Origin of the sequence: Motilimonas sp. 1_MG-2023 (assembly GCF_030547455.1) — a bacterium.
In the GTDB taxonomy this organism is placed as follows: Bacteria; Pseudomonadota; Gammaproteobacteria; order Enterobacterales; family CBDFNC01; genus Motilimonas.
Window position 1 is genome coordinate 37055 of record NZ_JAUOPX010000032.1, and the last position, 17148, is coordinate 54202.

Below are 17148 nucleotides of genomic sequence, written 5' to 3' on the forward strand. Positions count from 1 at the left end.
AGTAGGAACAATTTTTATGCGCAGAGTATTAGTCACCGGAGCCAGCAAAGGGATTGGCCGCGCCATCGCCATTGAATTAAGCCAGCAAGGTTTTACAGTTATTGTACACTATCACACTGACTTAGCCGGCGCGCGAGCAACCCAAGCCGACATCGCAGCGCTTGGACAGTCATCTCAACTGCTCCAGTTTGATATCAGTGATCGCGAACAAACTAAACAAGTCATTGAAGCCGATATTGCTGAACACTGTGCTTATTATGGCGTGGTGAACAATGCCGGGATCGCGCGCGACAATGCCTTTCCAGCAATGCCAGGCGACGAGTGGGATAGCGTTATCCACACCAACTTAGACAGTTTTTATAACGTACTACACCCTTGTATTATGCCCATGATCCGCACCAGAAAAGGCGGCCGGATCGTCACCTTAGCTTCGGTTTCTGGGATCATGGGTAATCGTGGTCAAGTAAACTATAGCGCGGCAAAAGCAGGGGTGATTGGCGCAACCAAAGCCCTAGCGGTCGAGCTAGCAAAGCGCAAAATCACTGTTAACTGTGTTGCCCCAGGGCTCATAGAAACCGACATGCTAGATCAAGAAACCCTAGAGCACGCCTTAACCTTAGTACCCAGCCAACGCGCCGGCAAGCCGGAAGAGGTAGCAGGCTTAGTCGCCTATTTGATGTCTGATAAAGCGGCGTATGTTACACGCCAAGTGATTTCAATCAATGGAGGCATGCTATGACTCGCATTGAAGGCCACCGTGTTGTTATTACTGGCTTTGGTGCTATCACCTCATTAGGCCAAACTCCAGAATCCATTTTAGCTAATGTACTCGCAAATAAGTCGGGCATAAAACGGATGGAACAATGGCAAGACATAGCAGGATTAAATACTCAACTCGGGGGGCCAGTGCTAGAGTTCAGCCTACCGAAACATTACAGCCGAAAAAAAATCCGCGCCATGGGCCGTGTCGCCAAATTTGCGACGTTAGCCACCGAACACGCATTAATCGATGCCGATTTACTTGGTAAAGATGTTTTAAGCAATGGCCAAACTGGCATCGCTTATGGCTCTTGTGGTGGCAGTTCATCGCCACTGGCAGCTTTTTCCGATGTGTTAGAAAAACGCACTACCGCGGGCATCACTGCCACCACCTATATCAAGCTAATGAGCCACACCACAGCTGTCAATACGGCACTATTTTTCGGCTTAAAAGGCCGTGTAATCACCACCAGCAGTGCCTGTACTTCTAGCTCACAAGCTATAGGTTACGCTTACGAAGCCATAAAATACGGCCAACAACAAGTGATGATAGCAGGAGGTGCTGAAGAGTTATGCCCGACGCAAGCAGCAATATTTGACACACTCTACGCCACCAGTTTACAAAATGACGAACCAACAACCACCCCAAAGCCCTTTGATCACCAGCGTGATGGCTTAGTCATTGGTGAAGGCGGTTGTACCCTTATTTTAGAAAATCGCGATCATGCCTTGGCTCGCGGAGCTCGCATTTACGCTGAAGTGATAGGCTTTGGCACCAACTGCGATGCAGAGCATGTGACTCAGCCCACAGCCGAGACCATGCAACAAGCCATGCAGCTGGCATTAAACGATGCCATCATCGAGCCCTCCGCCATTCAATATGTCTGCGCCCACGGCACCGCTACCGAGCGCGGCGATATTGCCGAAAGTAATGCGACGGCGGCATTGTTTAACCCAACAACGGCTATCAGCTCATTTAAAGGCCACTTTGGTCATACCCTAGGGGCATGTGGCTCACTGGAGTCCATGTTAAGTATCAAAATGATGTTAGCAGGGCAATTTGCCGCCACACGTAATTTACAACAGGTGGATCCCGCTTGTGGTGCGTTAAATTACATTAAAGACCAACCATTGGAATTAGCGTGCGACACTATCATGAGTAATAACTTTGCGTTTGGTGGGATTAATACATCACTGATTTTCAAAAAACACATCGAATAATAACGCGATATTTTGATTGGAAATTAGGGGGTCTTCACGGGCTTGTATGGCTAGACGAAAAAGATACCAATCTGGTGTTTTATCGAAACCTGGAACGCTAACAAGGAACCTTACGCGACCATCTCCGCTTATGCGAGATCCAGATGACTAGACTTGTTACGATTCAATTAGGAGCGACTAACTTAATTGGCTAAAACCATGCAAAGTGAGCTCTCGTCCCACTGCATGGATAGCATCATGTATAAGGCAAGGGTGACTATGTCGCCTTGGCCGCCTCTTGGATCTGATACAACACCCGATGCTCGGCGCACACCTGCTGACAGTCACAACTGGGCTCAATATCAATGCTGGCGAGGCCACCACAACTGCCTTGAATGGCGCGGCGCTTAAAAATTACGCCCAACGCCATGGCCAGCGAGATGAATAAAAAAATCACAAAAGCTAGCGCATATTCCATTAGTGACAACCATTTATGTGGCCATGACAACCAGCATGCTGACAGCTGCCATTTTGAGGGAGTACGCCTTGATCAGGGCAAGTCAGTGAATGGCTTCGCGTCTTCGCTTGCGCCAATAACTCAGTAACCGAGTGACGAGTATTGCCTTGCTCTACCTCTATCCCCGCCATTAAAAGCTTAGCTAAGGTTTTTTGGCCTATCTTTCTGACGATGACCGTTTTACAGCCCATGGTAGTAAGCATATTAATTAACTGCGTTTTGCCCTGACAACCCGATGTGGCGAGTGCCGGATTCTCAATCCGCGCTAAACACTGCCCCTGTTGGTCATAAAAATCGAAGCTCTCAGACTGAGAAAAACGATGGGATAACTTTTCATTACTTGTCGCGATGGCATAAATCATCTTGATTCCTTTTGTTCAATTATTGGTCGGTTTTCGCCAAGAGCCAAAGCCTCGCCATGCACCAAGGCGTGAGTGATCTTATGCCGAGCCTGCTTCAGAATGTTGGCGAATGTTTGCCGCGATACTTGCATTTGCTTAGCGGCATCTTGCTGAGATAAGCCTTCAAGATCCACCAGCCGAATGGCTTCAAACTCATCCACCGCAATACTGACTTGGTTTAACTCACTAGTGGGGATGCCATTCGGTTTAAAAAATCGATAGGGCGAGCCATGATGTGGACAAATATGACGTTTGATTTTGGGTCTCATTATTGGTGCTCTTTGCTAAGTACTTATGCTATCCTAACCCAGTTATTGGCATATGCCAATAACTTTTTTTCAAAGGAGCAACTAATGAGTGGTCAGCTTAGGACTGCAACTGCAACACTACAGAACTTAATTAAACATGCTCAGCCCAATGATAGCGGTCAGCAACTCTTGCCCGTCGCCAAACAGCCAAGTCACCAACACTGTGTTTTGTGCAGCCCAAACGCCCTGATGGGCTTAAAGATTAATTTTTTCAGTTCCGAAAATTCAGTGTGGGCACACACCAAGGGAAGCCAACATCAGCAGGGCTATCAGGACATTATTCATGGCGGCGTATTAGCTGCGTTAGTGGACGCAACCATGTGCCAAACCTTATTTAGCCACGAAATAACGGCCGTCACTGCTGAAATGTGTGTTCGTTATTTGCATCCCGTTCCCGTAGGCAGTGAAATTTTAATGCAGGGAAGCCTAGTTACCAGCCATCCGCCCTTATTTAACGTGCAGGCCAAATTATTTGTTAACGGCCAATTAGTGGTTAAAGCGCGGGCTAAGTTTTTTCAATCAAAGGCAAGATAATGGCACAATCCACCACACGTATAACCGTATTAGCGGACAATATCGCAACACCGCCTTTGCTCAGCGAACATGGCTTTGCTGTATTAATTGAACGCGATCAAGAACGGATTTTATTTGATACGGGGCAAGGGCTCGCCCTATTTGAAAACGCAGATCAACTCGGCATCCCCTTAGACAACCTAACAGCCATTGCACTTAGCCATGGTCACTACGATCATACCGGCAACCTTGCTCAACTACTGGATTTAAATCCGCACTGTCGGTTATATCTGCATCCTGACTGCACCATTGAGCGGTATGTGTTACATGATAACCAGCCAGTAAAAATGATCGGCATGCCTAACTCGGCCAAACAAGCGATCGCCAAGCACGATCCAGCCTTGATCCACTTCACTTCTCAGGCATGCAAACTCACTGTAGAAATTAGCTTAACTGGTACTATCCCCAAATTTCATCCCTTGGAAAAAACCAGCGGTCCATTCTATTTAGATCAAAAAGGATTGCATATTGATCAACTAGGGGATGATCAAAGCTTATGGCTAACTACGAAGCACGGCATCTGCGTGATCACGGGCTGTTGTCACACAGGTTTAATCAACACCTTGGCGTTTATCCAGCAACAAGAGCCACGCGCCTCACTAACTCACTTAATCGGCGGCCTACATTTAGCTAACGCGACGAGTGAGCGGCTTGATGCCAGTGTCCAATATCTTCATCAACAACCTTGGCAGCACTTGTACCTTTCCCACTGCACGGGCGCACGAGCCACTGATGCTATCGGTCAACTCCCCTCACTGATAAATAAAGTCACATCTACTTATGTGGGACGAGTCATAAACGTTTAGTAGATAATAATTTGGCGAGCGCTAAAAGCTACCTTTAAGGTGGGATAAGTGAGTTTTCTACTGCTGAATGCGGTTTAAGCTTAAAATAGCCCAAACGACGTCATAGAGATCTGCTGTGACAAACAAGCTCACTTTATAAAAAAGCGTTTATTGGTTAACCAATAACGCTTTTTTACACTCAGTAATTAGTCTTTAAAAGTGCTGATTCAACATCACTGGATGCGGCTTAAGCGCTGTGTTACCTGCGCTACGCGCTAATGTGGAACCATCACATACTAGCTCATTACTCGCTGAACTTGGATCTAATAGGTAAGCTGTACTGGCATTATCAATACAGCGATTACCACGATAACTAAAGCCATGCTCCACAATATTTTCCACTCTGATCAATCGGGTTAAGCTAGCAAAGCTTTCGCTCATTGCTTCAGTCCAAATATAAGGAGTACGCGGATCATACTGGCCACCGAGGATCAACACAGGCTGTTGTAACTTAGCATCCATTTCTGTCACGGTAGCCATTGGGTCTCGCTCACCCACCCAATTCATACACATGTTCGCTTCAGAGTAAAAATTCCTTAACCCATAAACAGCCGATGCCTGAGCAAAGTCTGGTTCATAAGTATTCGCTTCTGCAAATGTCAGCGGGGTTGACTCATCAGCACATACCACAGACTTGAACATCGCATTAGTGCGGGCTGCATCAGCTTGATCATCAGCTTGATACCAATTTGTCGAAGCAACTAAGCGGTTTAATAATGACACTTTGCCATTATCTAATAACTCAAACACACCAGCTTTTTGATGATCCCAATAGCCTTCACTATCTTTAGTGCGCAATGCAAAAATGGCATTCACCCCAGTAACTAAATCAAGCTCGCCATCATTGCCATAAATGGCACCGTTATTAAATAATGATGTTACTCCTTGGTCTAACGCTTGTTTACGCTCTGGAGTCCCCAAACGATATGAAGCAACTACGTCATAGCCTTTCGCATTATCAAGATTCATCTCGACAAAATTCCCTCGCTTAGGCGACATAGGTGAATCTAATACTAAAGCTCTTATCCGCTCTGGAAACAAATCAGCGTAAACGCTGCCAACACGGGTACCGTAGGAATAACCTAAAAAGCTAATTTGCTCTTCGCCTAAATGGGCGCGTAACGCATCGATGTCTTTCACTAAGGTATTAGTGCTAATATTCACCGCAGACTTTGTATTAAACTCATCACATGCATTCACATTGTTGGCCAGCTCAACCGCACATTGCTTTAACTCTTTGGCATAGGCACTCTGACCTGAGCCACGTGGATCTAACGCCACAATATCAAAACGCTCAACAATTGCTTGATCAAACAAGCCTGCATTAACCATCCAAGCCAAACTAGCTTGCGCTTCTTGACCAGGGCCCCCAAAATTGACGAATAAGGTACCGATTCGATTGTTAGTATCCGTTGCTTTATGAATGGCATAAAACACTTTTACTTTGCTGCCGTCATCATTAATGTAGCTAGCAGGCACTTCTAATTGCTGGCATTCCAAGCCAGTCGCACATATTGGTGAGTCTTCTGACTTATCGGCCCCAACACTAAAGCCGTCGCCACCGCCACCGCCGCCACAGCCAGCGAGTAAAATGGCCGACACTGCACTTGCTAATATTGCTTTTTTCATCATATCCCTATTTCTTATCTGTTATAAACGATAAAGTCACCAGTAAAATACCCATAGCGACATATTATGTCAACACTGATCATTTATATTTATTTGACTTAAATCATGATTTTTTAATCTATCTTGCTGCAACCCATGTCATTCACAGACTACTCTTATTCCTAGCCATACTGACTAACCCCGTTTAAGTAAGTAATACCTGCTTATCTCGCCCAATTTAAAGCGAGAAGGTTGCCAATTCTTTAGCTTTCTAGCATGGAAAATAATCATTACGACTGAAAAATTGTCAGAGAATACACGTTCAGGCATGTTTCCCCTTTAAGTAGAACAGCAATGAATATATATTTTTATTACGGATTTTTAACCTGTCAGATAAAGCAGGTTTATAGTTACTTGATCAAAAAGTGAATAAACTGACTTTAGAAAGAAGGGGAAATAAGGCCTGACATAATCGCTTTAGATATGGCTTGATACCGGTTTGACGCATTTAGTTTGCTACATACATTCGATAAATGGAAAATGACCGTGCGCTCAGCGCAGCCAATAATATGAGATATTTCCCAGGCACTTTTTCCCTCTGAAGCCCAGAGCAAACATTCATTCTCGCGCTTAGTTAATTTTATTTTTTGCTGATGCGTTTTATTATTAATGCGATGAATCGCTTCCTGTAACGCGGGAGTAAGCAACTGCATAATGGGTAAAATATCGTTAAGCTTTGCTTCATCATAGTCAGAGGATAGCGCCATACTTAGCATACCAAATTCGCCCTGCATACCATGTACAGGGATAGTAAACCCGGTCTTTAATCCAATTGAGGCTGCTTCTTTCATCACATCAACACCGCCCTTTTTCTTTGGGCTCACTTTTTGGATATGTGACCAAGTTGCGGGTAAGTAGTTGTCATATGAATAAGCAACCACTGGATCAAGATTAATCAACTTTTCTTCGTCATATGATTTACGCCATTCACTTGGGTAATTATCCACAATAAAGGTGCTTCTCTTAGTAATGCTTTGCACAGAAGAGAGTCCAAATAGGTAATACTCAAGTTCAATCAAAGCTGCCGCTTTTTCCAATACTAGGTTAATAGCTTCAAACGTATCTGCACGTTTGAGCTCGAGGATTAAATCTAACACAGCATTCACACTCTTTACCTTGTGCTTCAAAGGAGGACGTAACTTATCATATAACCTCAGCTTTGTTTGAGCCTATCGTCATAATGTGAATGATCTTTACAGTAAAATGATCGCTAAACAACTACCCTTTACGCCCATGTTTAATCCGGCTCAATGCCACTGGGGTGATCCCTAAATAACGGGCGATGTCGTTCTGGGTAATGCGATGGAGTAAATCCGGTTGGTGCTGCATTAATTGCTGATAACGGGTGGTGGCATCTAAACACAGAAACTCGTATTCACGACGCTCCTTTTTCTGTGCCAGCTTGATTAATGATGCGAGCATAAAGCGACTTAATTCAAGATCATCTAAGGTATGTTGGTAAAGCGAATCAAAGTCGACCTTGACCAACGCTGCTGGCTCTAAGGCCAGCAAACTAAAAGTACAGGGCTCACGCTCAAATACCGCTGATAAATTCGTGATCACATCACCTTCAGCAATAAAAGACTTCACCAGCTCTTTACCGTCTTGGCATAAATAATAAGCTTTAAATAACCCTTGTTTAACAAAATATAACGCGTCTTCCATCTCGCCTTGACGGAATAAGTGCTGCCCCGCAGCTAAATTCACTTGGCGGCCATGCTCGATGACGTATTGTTTAATATCCATATTATTTCTACTCCGCAACCATCACAAATACGAAGCAAGACAATGCTCCGATCTATTATCAGCGTTTTAACCTAGGTTAATTACCTCGGCTAACTTTCTACTTACAGTGAGCTTAAATCGAAAGGAGCTCACATGTTACAAAGTAATACGCGGTCTAAAAAGAAACAGATGCAACTGACCAATAAAACCATCGTCATCACTGGCGGCACCGCTGGGATTGGAAGGCAGTTAGTACAGCTGCTTGCCCCAGCGAATCACCTTTATGTGATTGGCCGCAGCGTTGCAAAACTCAACGATTTACAGCAAAAGTACCCAAATGTTATTGCCATTCACGCCGATTTGAACGACACCACGTTGCTCGAAACTAAGCTAGCTCAGTTATTAAAGCAAGTATCTAAAGTCGATGTACTCATTAACAATGCCGCTGTGCAACACACTGCAACATACATAGATCCCAATTTCCAATATCAACAAATAGCAAGTGAGATTAACGTCAATTTTACCGCTATTTGCCAGCTCACTTACCTGCTGCTGCCCACATTAATGGCCAGTGAGTCTGCTCGGATCGTCAATATCAATTCGGGCCTTGCCATCGCGCCAAAAGCCCAATCTGCCATTTACTGCGCCAGTAAAAGTGCACTGAACAGCTTTAGTTTATCGTTACGTTATCAGCTCGAACACACCTCGGTGTTAGTGCAACAAGCCCTATTGCCATTGGTGGATACCGCCATGACAGAAGGTAGAGGATCAGGGAAATTAGTTGCTCGAGAGGCCGCTCAACATATTATTCGTGGCATTGAGCGCGGCACCTTAGATAACGACATCGGCAAAGTTAAATTACTGCGTTTGCTGATGCGCTTTGCGCCCAACATGGCTTACAAACTGATGAAAGCTTCCTGAAACTGAATTCCTATAGAAAGGACAACAATATGAAATCGTTATTTAAAGTGATGTTAATTTTAGCCCTAGGCTTTGCTTCTACCTTTATTTTTCTCAAGCTTGCAGGGATACTTAGCTTGGCAGATATATCGCGCTGGTTAGAGCAAGCCAGCGCCCTACCCCATGGTTATTTATTTGCACTGGTGATCGGCTTACTATTTTTAGACTTGTTTATCGCCATGCCGACGCTCACTATTATTATTCTATCCGGTTATTTTCTCGGCTTTAGCCAAGGCGCATTAGCAGCAAGTACTGGCCTATTGTTAGCAGGTTTAGGTGGATATATTTTGAGTCAGTATTTTGGTCAACCATTCGTTCGCCTGCTCATCCGCGATCCAGCAAAGCGAACAGAGATGATCGATGGCTTTGATCGCTACGGCGCCATGATGATCTTACTGTCACGCGCGATGCCAATTTTACCGGAAGTGAGCGCTTGCATGGCAGGACTGACAAAAATGCCGTTTTGGCGTTTTCTCGGAATTTGGATCGCCAGCGCAGTGCCTTACGCAACCATCGCCGCTTATGCTGGATCCATTAGCACCCTGCAAAATCCAAAGCCAGCGATTCTCACTGCCGTAGGCTTAAGTGTATTTTTCTGGTTGGGTTGGTATTTGTTTACTAAGCAACAACGAAAAGCTTCATCACTATCAAATGGCGCTTAAACTCTTCCCTCTACGATTACTTCACGGCTCGCCGTTGTAAGTACTGCTTGTTAATTTGGTCCAGCGCGGCATCATTATGGGTGCGTCTGGACTCAGTCCACTGCTGCAAAGCTAGTCTTTCAATCGAGCAAACGAGGTACATAACGCTTTATAATGTATTCAGCTAGTGAGACGCCGCCCAAATCATTAAAACCTTCATGGTCACCATTGATCGCTATCGTGGCTTTAAGCTCAGGAATAACCAAAATAAACTGCCCCTTAAACCCTCTTGCAGCCATAACAGTGATATCTTTCCCCTTCAATTTAAACACATTACTCCACCAATAATAACCATATTGGCTCCATGTTGATCTTGTCGAGATATGGGGCGCGATTGAACTCTTTATCCAATGCGCATTCACTAGTTGATCACCAGACCATGCGCCATTATTTTGCACAAGTTCACCAATTTTAAGCATATCCCAGCTTGTTAGTACTAACCCACCTGCGGTGTTTGCACTGCCGTCAGCGAGTAGGTGCCACTCAAAATACTTAATTCCCATTGGCAGAAATAAGTTCTGCTTGGCAAATTCAACCACACTGACTCCAGTCGCATTTGCTATGATCCGCCCCACCAGCGTGGCTGGGCCTTCACCATAATTAAAACCTTCAATGCCACTTTCGGCAGCGCCAAATCCTAGAATAAATTCGACAGAGTCTGGCGCTGCGAAATATGCCTCTAATTGAGGTGAAAAAGCACTTTGACCATCATTAACCGCAAATAGAGGCATATTGCCAATCGGTGATTTCATCAGCAGTAGATCTTCAATCGTAACCGTTTTACCATACTCGCCAAGCAGGTGAGTATGATCCGGTAAATACATGGCAATGGGATCATGAACTGAGTGAATAAAACCTTTATCTATCGCAATTCCTACCAGCAAAGATGTGACACTTTTTGTCACGGAATTTAACCCATAAAGCTCAAGCTTGGACTCACCGTTAGCAAAGCAGTTAAACCGAATAGTACCCGCAACACTAACAATCATCGCTTTAAGCTCATCACCGGAGCGTATTCTGTTAAGGCAAAGCCGAGCTAAGAATGGTTCGTCATCATCAATAAAAACTTCAGGCACAATAACATCAGATGGAGAGCCTTCCACCCAATATTCGTCGTTATGGGCTTCATTAGTCAGCTCATAAGCGCTAAGTACGTCATCATATATACTGGTATAAATTGACGCAGTGAAAATTAAAGCAAATATAAACATTATTAGGCCCAAACCAAAGAAGTTAGAATGATAGAGTTTTTTAATCAACAATCTCACAAAGCAATCCTAACAATATTCAGCCACCTGAATTCAATGGCGACTTGACCTTCAACTATGTATGGAAAGTAGCTTACTTACCATTGTAAAAAATATCTAATTAAAAAATATATAATAATGACAAATGAAAATTAAGTACTGATATCAGTATGTAGCCCTGAAAAAAATCACCTCGACCAAAGGCTATAAGGCTGCTGCATTAATTGCGAGTTGTAATAGCGCTTATCACCCGTCACTTCTTCGCCGAGCCAGCTGGGCTTGGCAAAGGCTTCATCAACACTTGTTAACTCGACTTCTGCGACCACCAGACCAGCGTTGTCACCGTAGAATTCATCTACTTCAAAGGTGTGCAGGCCTGCTTTCACCAAATAACGGGTTTTATCAATCACACCCGGTTCACATAAGGCCAATAAAGCTTGCGCTTCCGCGACGGGGATTTCTCGCTCCCACTCAAAACGACTTAATCCTGCAGCATCACTGATGCCTTTAATGGTTAAAAAACCTTGCTCACCTTTAATTCGCACCCGCACGCAGCGCTCAGGGGCAGAGTTTAAGTAACCTTGGGTAATGCGCTGAGCTTTAAAAGCGTCATTCTTATAATCACCTGTCACTAAAAATTTACGCTCTATCTCTTGCATCTATACTGATCCTTTTCGGGTAATTTGGCTTAAACTGCGCAAACATTATCAAATAAACCTGACATATGCTGAAACCGTCAACTAATTAGCGAGAGAAAAAAGATGAAAGCCAGTACGCAGCAGGGATATCAACAACGTCTAATCAAGGTGGTGGATTATATGTATCAACACTTAGATGCACCACTAGATGTGAATACCTTAGCCGATGTGGCCTGTATGTCACCGTATCACTTTCATCGTATCTATCGTTTGATGACAGGTGAAACGATTAATACCACAGTGAGAAGGCTGCGTTTATTTCTATCTGCCGCCGAATTAATTCGCACTCAAGCGCCCATTGCAGAAGTAGCGAAAAAGTTTAACTACAGCACGTTAGAAGCTTATAGCCGCGCCTTCGCTCAGTTATTTAATCAGCCGCCCAGTGAGTATCGCCAACAAAATAGCCAAGGCAATACCACACCAGAACCGCTGTCACCCCAGTCGTGGATGCAGTTTCAGCCCTTTTATGATCAGGAGATCCACCTTATGTATCCAGTTGAAGTTACCGAAATACCACTACTTAACTTTATCGGCATCAAACATCACGGCGATTATATGAAGATCGGCCAAGCCTTCGATAAGTTGTGTATGTATGCTGGCAGTCGAAACTTATTTACACCACAAACCCGTAGCTTTGGCATCTATTATCAGGATCCTAAAACCGTTGCGACGGAAGATCTGGAATCCATGGCTTGTATTACCATTGACGATCCGAATTTGGTACTGGAGGATGAGCAGATCCAACACTTGTCGATCCCAGCGAGTAAAGCTGCTGCTTTGATGTTTAAAGGGCCTTATGCCGAATTAGAGCAGCCCTACGCTTGGCTATTTGGCCAATGGTTGCCGCAAAGCGGCCGTACCCTTAAAGATCATCCCGCATTTGAAGAATACCTCAACAATCCACAAGACACAGCGCCAAAAGATCTACTCACAAGGATCTATTGCTTGGTTGAATAGCTTTATTAATCTTCTACACCAATAAAAAAGCAGATCCTGATGGGATCTGCTTTAGCAATTGAGACTGCAACACTCAAGGGTGAGTTTGTTTCACGAGCCGCCGTGAATACATCCATGTAGGCTGAAACAAGGCATCCCTGCCTTGTATACTCGCTCAATCAAACCCACCCTTTCACGATTAGCTCAGCGAGAAGGCTAGTGATGACTAAGGGCGCAAACCTAAGGTATGGCAAATTGCATAGCTTAGTTCACTGCGGTTCAGGGTGTAAAAATGAAAATCTTTCACGCCTTCTTGCCCTAGCACCTTCACCATGTCCATCGCGATGCTGGCACCAATCAAGTTGCGTGTGGTCGGATCGTTATCCGTACCATCATAAAGCTTGTGCATCCAACCTGGCACTTTCACATTACATAACTTAGAAAACTTCACTAATGTTTTGTAGTTAGACACGGGTAAGATCCCCGGCACAATCTCTTGCGTAATACCAATGGCAGCACAACGGTCGCGAAAGCGTAAGTAGCTTTCCACATCAAAAAAGAACTGAGTGATAGCACGATCGGCACCAGCATCCATTTTATCTTTAAACGCGAGTAAATCCGCTTGTGCATTTTTCGCTTCAGGATGTACTTCTGGGTACGCCGCTACCGAGATATCAAAGTCGGCCTGCTCTTTTAATAAGCGCACCAAGTCAGTCGCGTACATATGGGGCTTATCACTGCCCGCTGGAATATCACCGCGCAAGGCAACAATGTTCTTAATGCCGCTGTTCCAATAGTCTAGGGCTATTTGCTTTAACTCATCTTTACTGGCATCGATACAAGTTAAATGCGGCGCGGCTACTAGCCCTGTGCGATCTTTAATTTCTTTAATCACGCTATGAGTACGATCACGCGTACCCGAGTTAGCACCATAAGTGACCGAAACAAACTTTGGCTTTAGGGTTTTTAACCGATCAATAGACTGCCATAAGGTATCTTCCATCGCTTCGGAAGTGGGCGGAAAAAACTCAAAAGACACATTCAAATCGCCCTTTAAATCAGCGATATTCTGGTTCAAAATTTCAATATTACGTGCCGTTTGACTACCCATGATCCATTCCTTTTAAATTCAAGCAAAGACGAAACTGTGACTAAAACAAATAGCCGTTTAGCCGTCTGAATGGCTTAATTTAATGAATTATGAATTAATGTCAACAACTTTGATTTAACATGAAATTTACTCATAAATATGGTGAAATTTACTCATATTCATGATTTATAGGTAAATCAATTTGCACTTACTTGGCAACAAACGTTGGAAATAGAAGGTATTACTGGAGACTGGTGTTTTTGTTTCGCTATACCTGTGGCATCCTGAACAAAACATTGCCACTAGGACTTTTCAATATGGATCACAATACTCCCAAGCTTTCCTTACGTACCATAGAATTAAGTGACTATACCCAAATAGCTGAATTAATGGACTTAGTTTTTCCTGACGTGGGGGGAGCATGGCCAAAAACGACCATTATGGATCTTATTAAACAGTTTCCAGATGGACAAATTTGTATTGTAGATAGCGATAAAATAGTCGGTGTTGCCCTTACTATTAAGGTCAGTTACAACCGCTATTCTTTACCTCATACTTACAATGACATCATAGATGAGAACAATGTAATACAAAATAACCCCACGGGTGATGCCATGTACGGACTGGATGTGTTCGTGCATCCTGACTATCGCGGATTACGCTTAGGTCGCAGACTTTATGATGCGCGCAAAGAGCTGTGCCGAAATAAGAATTTTAAAGCTATCCTAGCGGGCGGCCGCATTCCTTTGTACTACAAACATGCCGATAAGTTGAGCGTGCCAGAATACATAGACAAAGTTAAGCGCCGCGAATTACACGACCCTATTTTGTCATTTCAGTTGGCCAACGACTTTGATGTTAAGCGTTTGATGCGAGGCTACCTACCCGAAGATGATGCTTCAAAGGGCTATGGCACATTATTGGAGTGGGATAACTTTTTTTATGAAGAAGATATTACATCCGTCCACGATATTGAAAAAACCTTAGTACGTCTTGGCGTGATCCAATGGCAAATGCGTACCATGCACGATCTTGACGATTTAATGGATCAAGCCGAGTATTTTGTGTCTTCACTTTCTAACTATAAAGCCGATTTTGCGCTGTTTCCCGAGTTCTTCAATGCGCCACTAATGGGCTTACAAGAAGGGCAGAATTCAGTGGAGGCCATACGCTTTCTGGCCAGCTTCAGTGACGAGATAAAAAATCGCTTTTCACAAATGGCGGTTACCTACAATATAAACATCATTGCTGGCAGCGTTCCTGTTATCGAAGGCGAAAAGCTCTACAACGTCTCTTATCTGCTGCACCGTGATGGTCAAATTGACGCTCAATACAAAATTCATATTACCCCTCACGAAGAGAAAGACTGGGTTATTGATGGTGGTAATAGTGTCAAAGTATATGATACCGATGCCGGAAGAGTGGGCATATTAATCTGTTATGACAGTGAATTTCCTGAGCTGGGTCGAATGATGGCAGAGCAAGGCGTACAAATTATCTTTGTCCCGTTTTGGACCGACACCAAAAATGGTTACCAACGTGTGCGAATTTGCTCGCAAGCCCGTGCTATTGAGAACGAATGTTATGTTGCCATTGGCGGCAGTGTTGGCAACTTACCACGGGTTGATAACGTTGATATTCAATATGCCCAATCGGCGGTGTTTTCACCATCAGACATTTACTTTCCTCACGATGCCACTCTAACTGAAGCCAGTGCCAATACCGAGATGATCATCTTTGCCGATGTTGACCTCACCAAGTTAAAGCAGCTTAATACCGAGGGGTCGGTGACCAATCTTAAACATCGTAGAAAGGATATTTACGGCTCGTTTATTAAAGCCGATTAACCTCGGCTTTAGATATCCCGACGCGTTCAAATGCCACTTGAACGCGTCATGATACCCCAACGGCTAGTTTCTGTTTACGCCGCCATAAAGGTTTAGCTGTACGTGCCACTACATTCCCCAAAATAACTAACGCTAGACCTAGACTAGAATAGATAGTCCAGTGGTATGACTCAAACACGCTAGAGACTACCAACGCCACAATTGGCGTAATGAGTAAAACATACGAGGCGGTGTTAGCCCCAATGCGATCCACCAAAATCAAATATAAGGTAAACCCCATCACCGTTGCGGGTACCGCCAGATAAAATAAACTGCCGAGGTATTTCACTTGTAAATCGATATTAAAAGGTAAATCGCGTAAGTAAATAATCACCAACAAAGCTGCGCAGCCATACAACATACCATAGCTAGTAGCGGTGTAAGGTTTAATATTATCGCGTGTGTTACGCATACTGATCATATTACCCATAGAGAAACACCAAGTGCCCATTAGCGCATAACCAAGGCCAATTAACACATCCATTGACCATGTTGTCGCCAATAAATCAGCGCCAAAGAGTAGCCCGATACCTGACAAGCCAATCGCCACGCCTAGCCAAAAATTAGCGGTAATGGGCGTTTTGAAAAATAAGCGACCATGTAACGCATTAAAAATGGGGGCCGTTGCCATAATTACCGCGGTTAAGCCACTGGCGATATAATGGGTGGCGCTGTAAAAGGCCAAGAAATTACAACAAAACAAGCACAGCCCCTGCAAAGCAAAAAAGCGATGTTGTGATAACTTAGGTTGTTGCAACTGGTTAAACAACTTACCAAAAACAAACATCAACAAGGCAGCTAACGCGAAGCGATAGAAGATTGACACTTCCGTTGCTACCAGGCCTTGCTGCCATTTAATAGCGATCCATGAAAAGCCCCACAAGCCTATCATCAGCACATATATCAACGCCGACATCTTACCGCTCCCATATCGATTTAAGATTGTTTGATTCTAAGCAATAGCATGGCGTAAAGCTGTCCCGATAGCGCGGCTTTTAACACGATCTTGCGGTTTTAATTGTCGCTAATGATTGAGCGCCACCGTTGAAGCCTTTATTATTTTGTTATGAACGAAAACATCCGCTATATGAGCTTTTTTAAATCATCAAAAGTGTGCCATCGCCAGCAAGGGATCACTCCGAAATTGGCGTGGGCGCAATATAGCAATGCTTATGATCGTTTGTATTACCAAAACGATAAATTTCATACCTTGAGCTTGTATCTATCAGGTGGTGAGCAAACCCATCGTACCGATATACGCTCTGAATTAGGCGGTGCCGGTAAATTTTGCTTAATGCCACAAGGCAGTGAAAGTCGCTGGCAGCTTGGCGATCCACAACAATTTATGCACCTATATTTTACGGATAGCCACCTAAAGCAATTAGCCTTGCAAGTGTTTGACATTGACCCACGGCAACTCGCCCTGCCCGACCTAACCTTTTTTAGCCAGCCAGCGCTTGAAGCCATGTATCGCCAGCAAATGCTGTTAATGGATTGGTCGGCGCCGGAAAGCCATTTGGCCATGGCGCAAATGAGCGACACCATTTTAGTTAACTTATTGTTCTGGTCAACCAAAACTGGACACCTTTAGTTGAGAATTTTCAAACTCCACTGGTGACAGATCACCATTGGCT

The 17148-nt window shown here is 44.2% G+C and carries 19 protein-coding genes; 9 read left to right on the forward strand and 10 right to left on the reverse strand.

What is annotated here, in order from left to right; genetic code table 11:
- Window positions 1-16 precede the first annotated feature (16 nt).
- On the forward strand, window positions 17-739 hold the full coding sequence (locus tag Q4519_RS15585; protein WP_232800626.1) for a 3-ketoacyl-ACP reductase FabG2: 723 nt from the start codon (window positions 17-19) through the stop codon (window positions 737-739).
- Entirely contained in the window at window positions 736-1980 is a 1245-nt protein-coding gene (locus tag Q4519_RS15590) for a beta-ketoacyl-ACP synthase (RefSeq protein WP_303513801.1), read from the forward strand. Before Q4519_RS15585 ends, Q4519_RS15590 begins: the two co-directional genes overlap by 4 nt.
- 256 nt (window positions 1981-2236) lie before the next feature.
- On the opposite strand, the gene nqrM is transcribed toward Q4519_RS15590, so the two are convergent.
- The 3 genes from nqrM to Q4519_RS15605 are packed head-to-tail and all read right to left on the reverse strand — an operon-like array spanning window position 2237 to window position 3146.
- The gene (nqrM, locus tag Q4519_RS15595) at window positions 2237-2437 is read right to left on the reverse strand and encodes a (Na+)-NQR maturation NqrM (RefSeq protein ID WP_303513803.1); all 201 of its coding nucleotides are present in this window, start codon (window positions 2435-2437) and stop codon (window positions 2237-2239) included.
- Window positions 2437-2838 carry a NifB/NifX family molybdenum-iron cluster-binding protein gene (locus tag Q4519_RS15600; RefSeq protein WP_303513804.1) on the reverse strand — a complete coding sequence of 134 codons (402 nt, stop codon included), beginning with the start codon at window positions 2836-2838 and terminating at the stop codon, window positions 2437-2439. Before Q4519_RS15600 ends, nqrM begins: the two co-directional genes overlap by 1 nt.
- Window positions 2835-3146, reverse strand: coding sequence for a DUF134 domain-containing protein (locus Q4519_RS15605; protein ID WP_232800630.1), 312 nt, complete (start codon window positions 3144-3146; stop codon window positions 2835-2837). The genes Q4519_RS15600 and Q4519_RS15605 overlap by 4 nt, the downstream gene beginning before the upstream one ends.
- An 84-nt stretch (window positions 3147-3230) precedes the next feature.
- Here Q4519_RS15605 and Q4519_RS15610 point away from each other — a divergent pair, with 84 nt between their 5' ends.
- Entirely contained in the window at window positions 3231-3719 is a 489-nt protein-coding gene (locus Q4519_RS15610; RefSeq protein WP_303513806.1) for a PaaI family thioesterase, read from the forward strand.
- A complete protein-coding gene (locus tag Q4519_RS15615) occupies window positions 3719-4564 on the forward strand; it encodes an MBL fold metallo-hydrolase (RefSeq protein ID WP_303513808.1) in 846 nt (281 codons plus the stop codon). The genes Q4519_RS15610 and Q4519_RS15615 overlap by 1 nt, the downstream gene beginning before the upstream one ends.
- 192 nt (window positions 4565-4756) lie before the next feature.
- Here the strand turns inward: Q4519_RS15615 and Q4519_RS15620 are convergent, their stop codons facing one another.
- The 3 genes from Q4519_RS15620 to Q4519_RS15630 form a co-directional block, all read right to left on the reverse strand.
- Entirely contained in the window at window positions 4757-6232 is a 1476-nt protein-coding gene (locus Q4519_RS15620; protein ID WP_303513810.1) for an alpha/beta fold hydrolase, read from the reverse strand.
- Between the two features lie 419 nt (window positions 6233-6651).
- Window positions 6652-7377 carry a LuxR family transcriptional regulator gene (locus Q4519_RS15625; protein ID WP_232800634.1) on the reverse strand — a complete coding sequence of 242 codons (726 nt, stop codon included), beginning with the start codon at window positions 7375-7377 and terminating at the stop codon, window positions 6652-6654.
- A 112-nt stretch (window positions 7378-7489) separates the two neighbouring features.
- Window positions 7490-8017, reverse strand: coding sequence for a Crp/Fnr family transcriptional regulator (locus Q4519_RS15630; protein ID WP_232800635.1), 528 nt, complete (start codon window positions 8015-8017; stop codon window positions 7490-7492).
- A gap of 132 nt (window positions 8018-8149) precedes the next feature.
- Here Q4519_RS15630 and Q4519_RS15635 point away from each other — a divergent pair, with 132 nt between their 5' ends.
- Window positions 8150-8917, forward strand: a complete 768-nt coding sequence (locus Q4519_RS15635; protein ID WP_303513813.1) for an SDR family oxidoreductase — start codon at window positions 8150-8152, stop codon at window positions 8915-8917.
- A gap of 29 nt (window positions 8918-8946) precedes the next feature.
- Complete coding sequence (locus Q4519_RS15640; RefSeq protein ID WP_232800637.1) at window positions 8947-9618, forward strand: TVP38/TMEM64 family protein; 672 nt, start codon at window positions 8947-8949, stop codon at window positions 9616-9618.
- Between the two features lie 119 nt (window positions 9619-9737).
- On the opposite strand, the gene Q4519_RS15645 is transcribed toward Q4519_RS15640, so the two are convergent.
- Both Q4519_RS15645 and Q4519_RS15650 read right to left on the reverse strand, forming a co-directional pair.
- Window positions 9738-10868 (reverse strand): serine hydrolase, encoded by a 1131-nt coding sequence (locus Q4519_RS15645; protein ID WP_303513816.1) that lies wholly within the window; start codon window positions 10866-10868, stop codon window positions 9738-9740.
- A gap of 224 nt (window positions 10869-11092) precedes the next feature.
- Window positions 11093-11563, reverse strand: a complete 471-nt coding sequence (locus tag Q4519_RS15650; RefSeq protein WP_232800639.1) for a CYTH domain-containing protein — start codon at window positions 11561-11563, stop codon at window positions 11093-11095.
- A gap of 102 nt (window positions 11564-11665) precedes the next feature.
- Here Q4519_RS15650 and Q4519_RS15655 point away from each other — a divergent pair, with 102 nt between their 5' ends.
- Complete coding sequence (locus Q4519_RS15655) at window positions 11666-12559, forward strand: GyrI-like domain-containing protein (RefSeq protein ID WP_303513819.1); 894 nt, start codon at window positions 11666-11668, stop codon at window positions 12557-12559.
- Window positions 12560-12764: 205 nt separating this feature from the next.
- Here Q4519_RS15655 and metF read toward each other — a convergent pair whose 3' ends face one another.
- On the reverse strand, window positions 12765-13649 hold the full coding sequence (gene metF, locus Q4519_RS15660; RefSeq protein ID WP_232800641.1) for a methylenetetrahydrofolate reductase: 885 nt from the start codon (window positions 13647-13649) through the stop codon (window positions 12765-12767).
- Window positions 13650-13945: 296 nt separating this feature from the next.
- Here metF and Q4519_RS15665 point away from each other — a divergent pair, with 296 nt between their 5' ends.
- Window positions 13946-15475 carry a bifunctional GNAT family N-acetyltransferase/carbon-nitrogen hydrolase family protein gene (locus Q4519_RS15665; RefSeq protein WP_232800642.1) on the forward strand — a complete coding sequence of 510 codons (1530 nt, stop codon included), beginning with the start codon at window positions 13946-13948 and terminating at the stop codon, window positions 15473-15475.
- A gap of 46 nt (window positions 15476-15521) precedes the next feature.
- On the opposite strand, the gene Q4519_RS15670 is transcribed toward Q4519_RS15665, so the two are convergent.
- Window positions 15522-16430, reverse strand: a complete 909-nt coding sequence (locus tag Q4519_RS15670; protein ID WP_232800643.1) for a DMT family transporter — start codon at window positions 16428-16430, stop codon at window positions 15522-15524.
- Window positions 16431-16601: 171 nt separating this feature from the next.
- Between Q4519_RS15670 and Q4519_RS15675 the strand changes: the two genes are divergently transcribed.
- Window positions 16602-17105 carry a hypothetical protein gene (locus Q4519_RS15675; protein WP_303513824.1) on the forward strand — a complete coding sequence of 168 codons (504 nt, stop codon included), beginning with the start codon at window positions 16602-16604 and terminating at the stop codon, window positions 17103-17105.
- The last annotated feature ends 43 nt before the right edge of the window (window positions 17106-17148 follow it).

What these genes read in the sequence shown, in the direction of transcription:
- Q4519_RS15585 (WP_232800626.1), top strand. Translation starts at nt 17, where the DNA reads ATGCGCAGAGTATTAGTCACCGGAGCCAGCAAAGGGATTGGCCGCGCC.
- Q4519_RS15590 (WP_303513801.1), top strand. Translation starts at nt 736, where the DNA reads ATGACTCGCATTGAAGGCCACCGTGTTGTTATTACTGGCTTTGGTGCT.
- nqrM (WP_303513803.1), bottom strand. Translation starts at nt 2,437, where the DNA reads ATGGAATATGCGCTAGCTTTTGTGATTTTTTTATTCATCTCGCTGGCC.
- Q4519_RS15600 (WP_303513804.1), bottom strand. Translation starts at nt 2,838, where the DNA reads ATGATTTATGCCATCGCGACAAGTAATGAAAAGTTATCCCATCGTTTT.
- Q4519_RS15605 (WP_232800630.1), bottom strand. Translation starts at nt 3,146, where the DNA reads ATGAGACCCAAAATCAAACGTCATATTTGTCCACATCATGGCTCGCCC.
- Q4519_RS15610 (WP_303513806.1), top strand. Translation starts at nt 3,231, where the DNA reads ATGAGTGGTCAGCTTAGGACTGCAACTGCAACACTACAGAACTTAATT.
- Q4519_RS15615 (WP_303513808.1), top strand. Translation starts at nt 3,719, where the DNA reads ATGGCACAATCCACCACACGTATAACCGTATTAGCGGACAATATCGCA.
- Q4519_RS15620 (WP_303513810.1), bottom strand. Translation starts at nt 6,232, where the DNA reads ATGAAAAAAGCAATATTAGCAAGTGCAGTGTCGGCCATTTTACTCGCT.
- Q4519_RS15630 (WP_232800635.1), bottom strand. Translation starts at nt 8,017, where the DNA reads ATGGATATTAAACAATACGTCATCGAGCATGGCCGCCAAGTGAATTTA.
- Q4519_RS15635 (WP_303513813.1), top strand. Translation starts at nt 8,150, where the DNA reads ATGTTACAAAGTAATACGCGGTCTAAAAAGAAACAGATGCAACTGACC.
- Q4519_RS15640 (WP_232800637.1), top strand. Translation starts at nt 8,947, where the DNA reads ATGAAATCGTTATTTAAAGTGATGTTAATTTTAGCCCTAGGCTTTGCT.
- Q4519_RS15645 (WP_303513816.1), bottom strand. Translation starts at nt 10,868, where the DNA reads ATGTTTATATTTGCTTTAATTTTCACTGCGTCAATTTATACCAGTATA.
- Q4519_RS15650 (WP_232800639.1), bottom strand. Translation starts at nt 11,563, where the DNA reads ATGCAAGAGATAGAGCGTAAATTTTTAGTGACAGGTGATTATAAGAAT.
- Q4519_RS15655 (WP_303513819.1), top strand. Translation starts at nt 11,666, where the DNA reads ATGAAAGCCAGTACGCAGCAGGGATATCAACAACGTCTAATCAAGGTG.
- metF (WP_232800641.1), bottom strand. Translation starts at nt 13,649, where the DNA reads ATGGGTAGTCAAACGGCACGTAATATTGAAATTTTGAACCAGAATATC.
- Q4519_RS15665 (WP_232800642.1), top strand. Translation starts at nt 13,946, where the DNA reads ATGGATCACAATACTCCCAAGCTTTCCTTACGTACCATAGAATTAAGT.
- Q4519_RS15670 (WP_232800643.1), bottom strand. Translation starts at nt 16,430, where the DNA reads ATGTCGGCGTTGATATATGTGCTGATGATAGGCTTGTGGGGCTTTTCA.
- Q4519_RS15675 (WP_303513824.1), top strand. Translation starts at nt 16,602, where the DNA reads ATGAGCTTTTTTAAATCATCAAAAGTGTGCCATCGCCAGCAAGGGATC.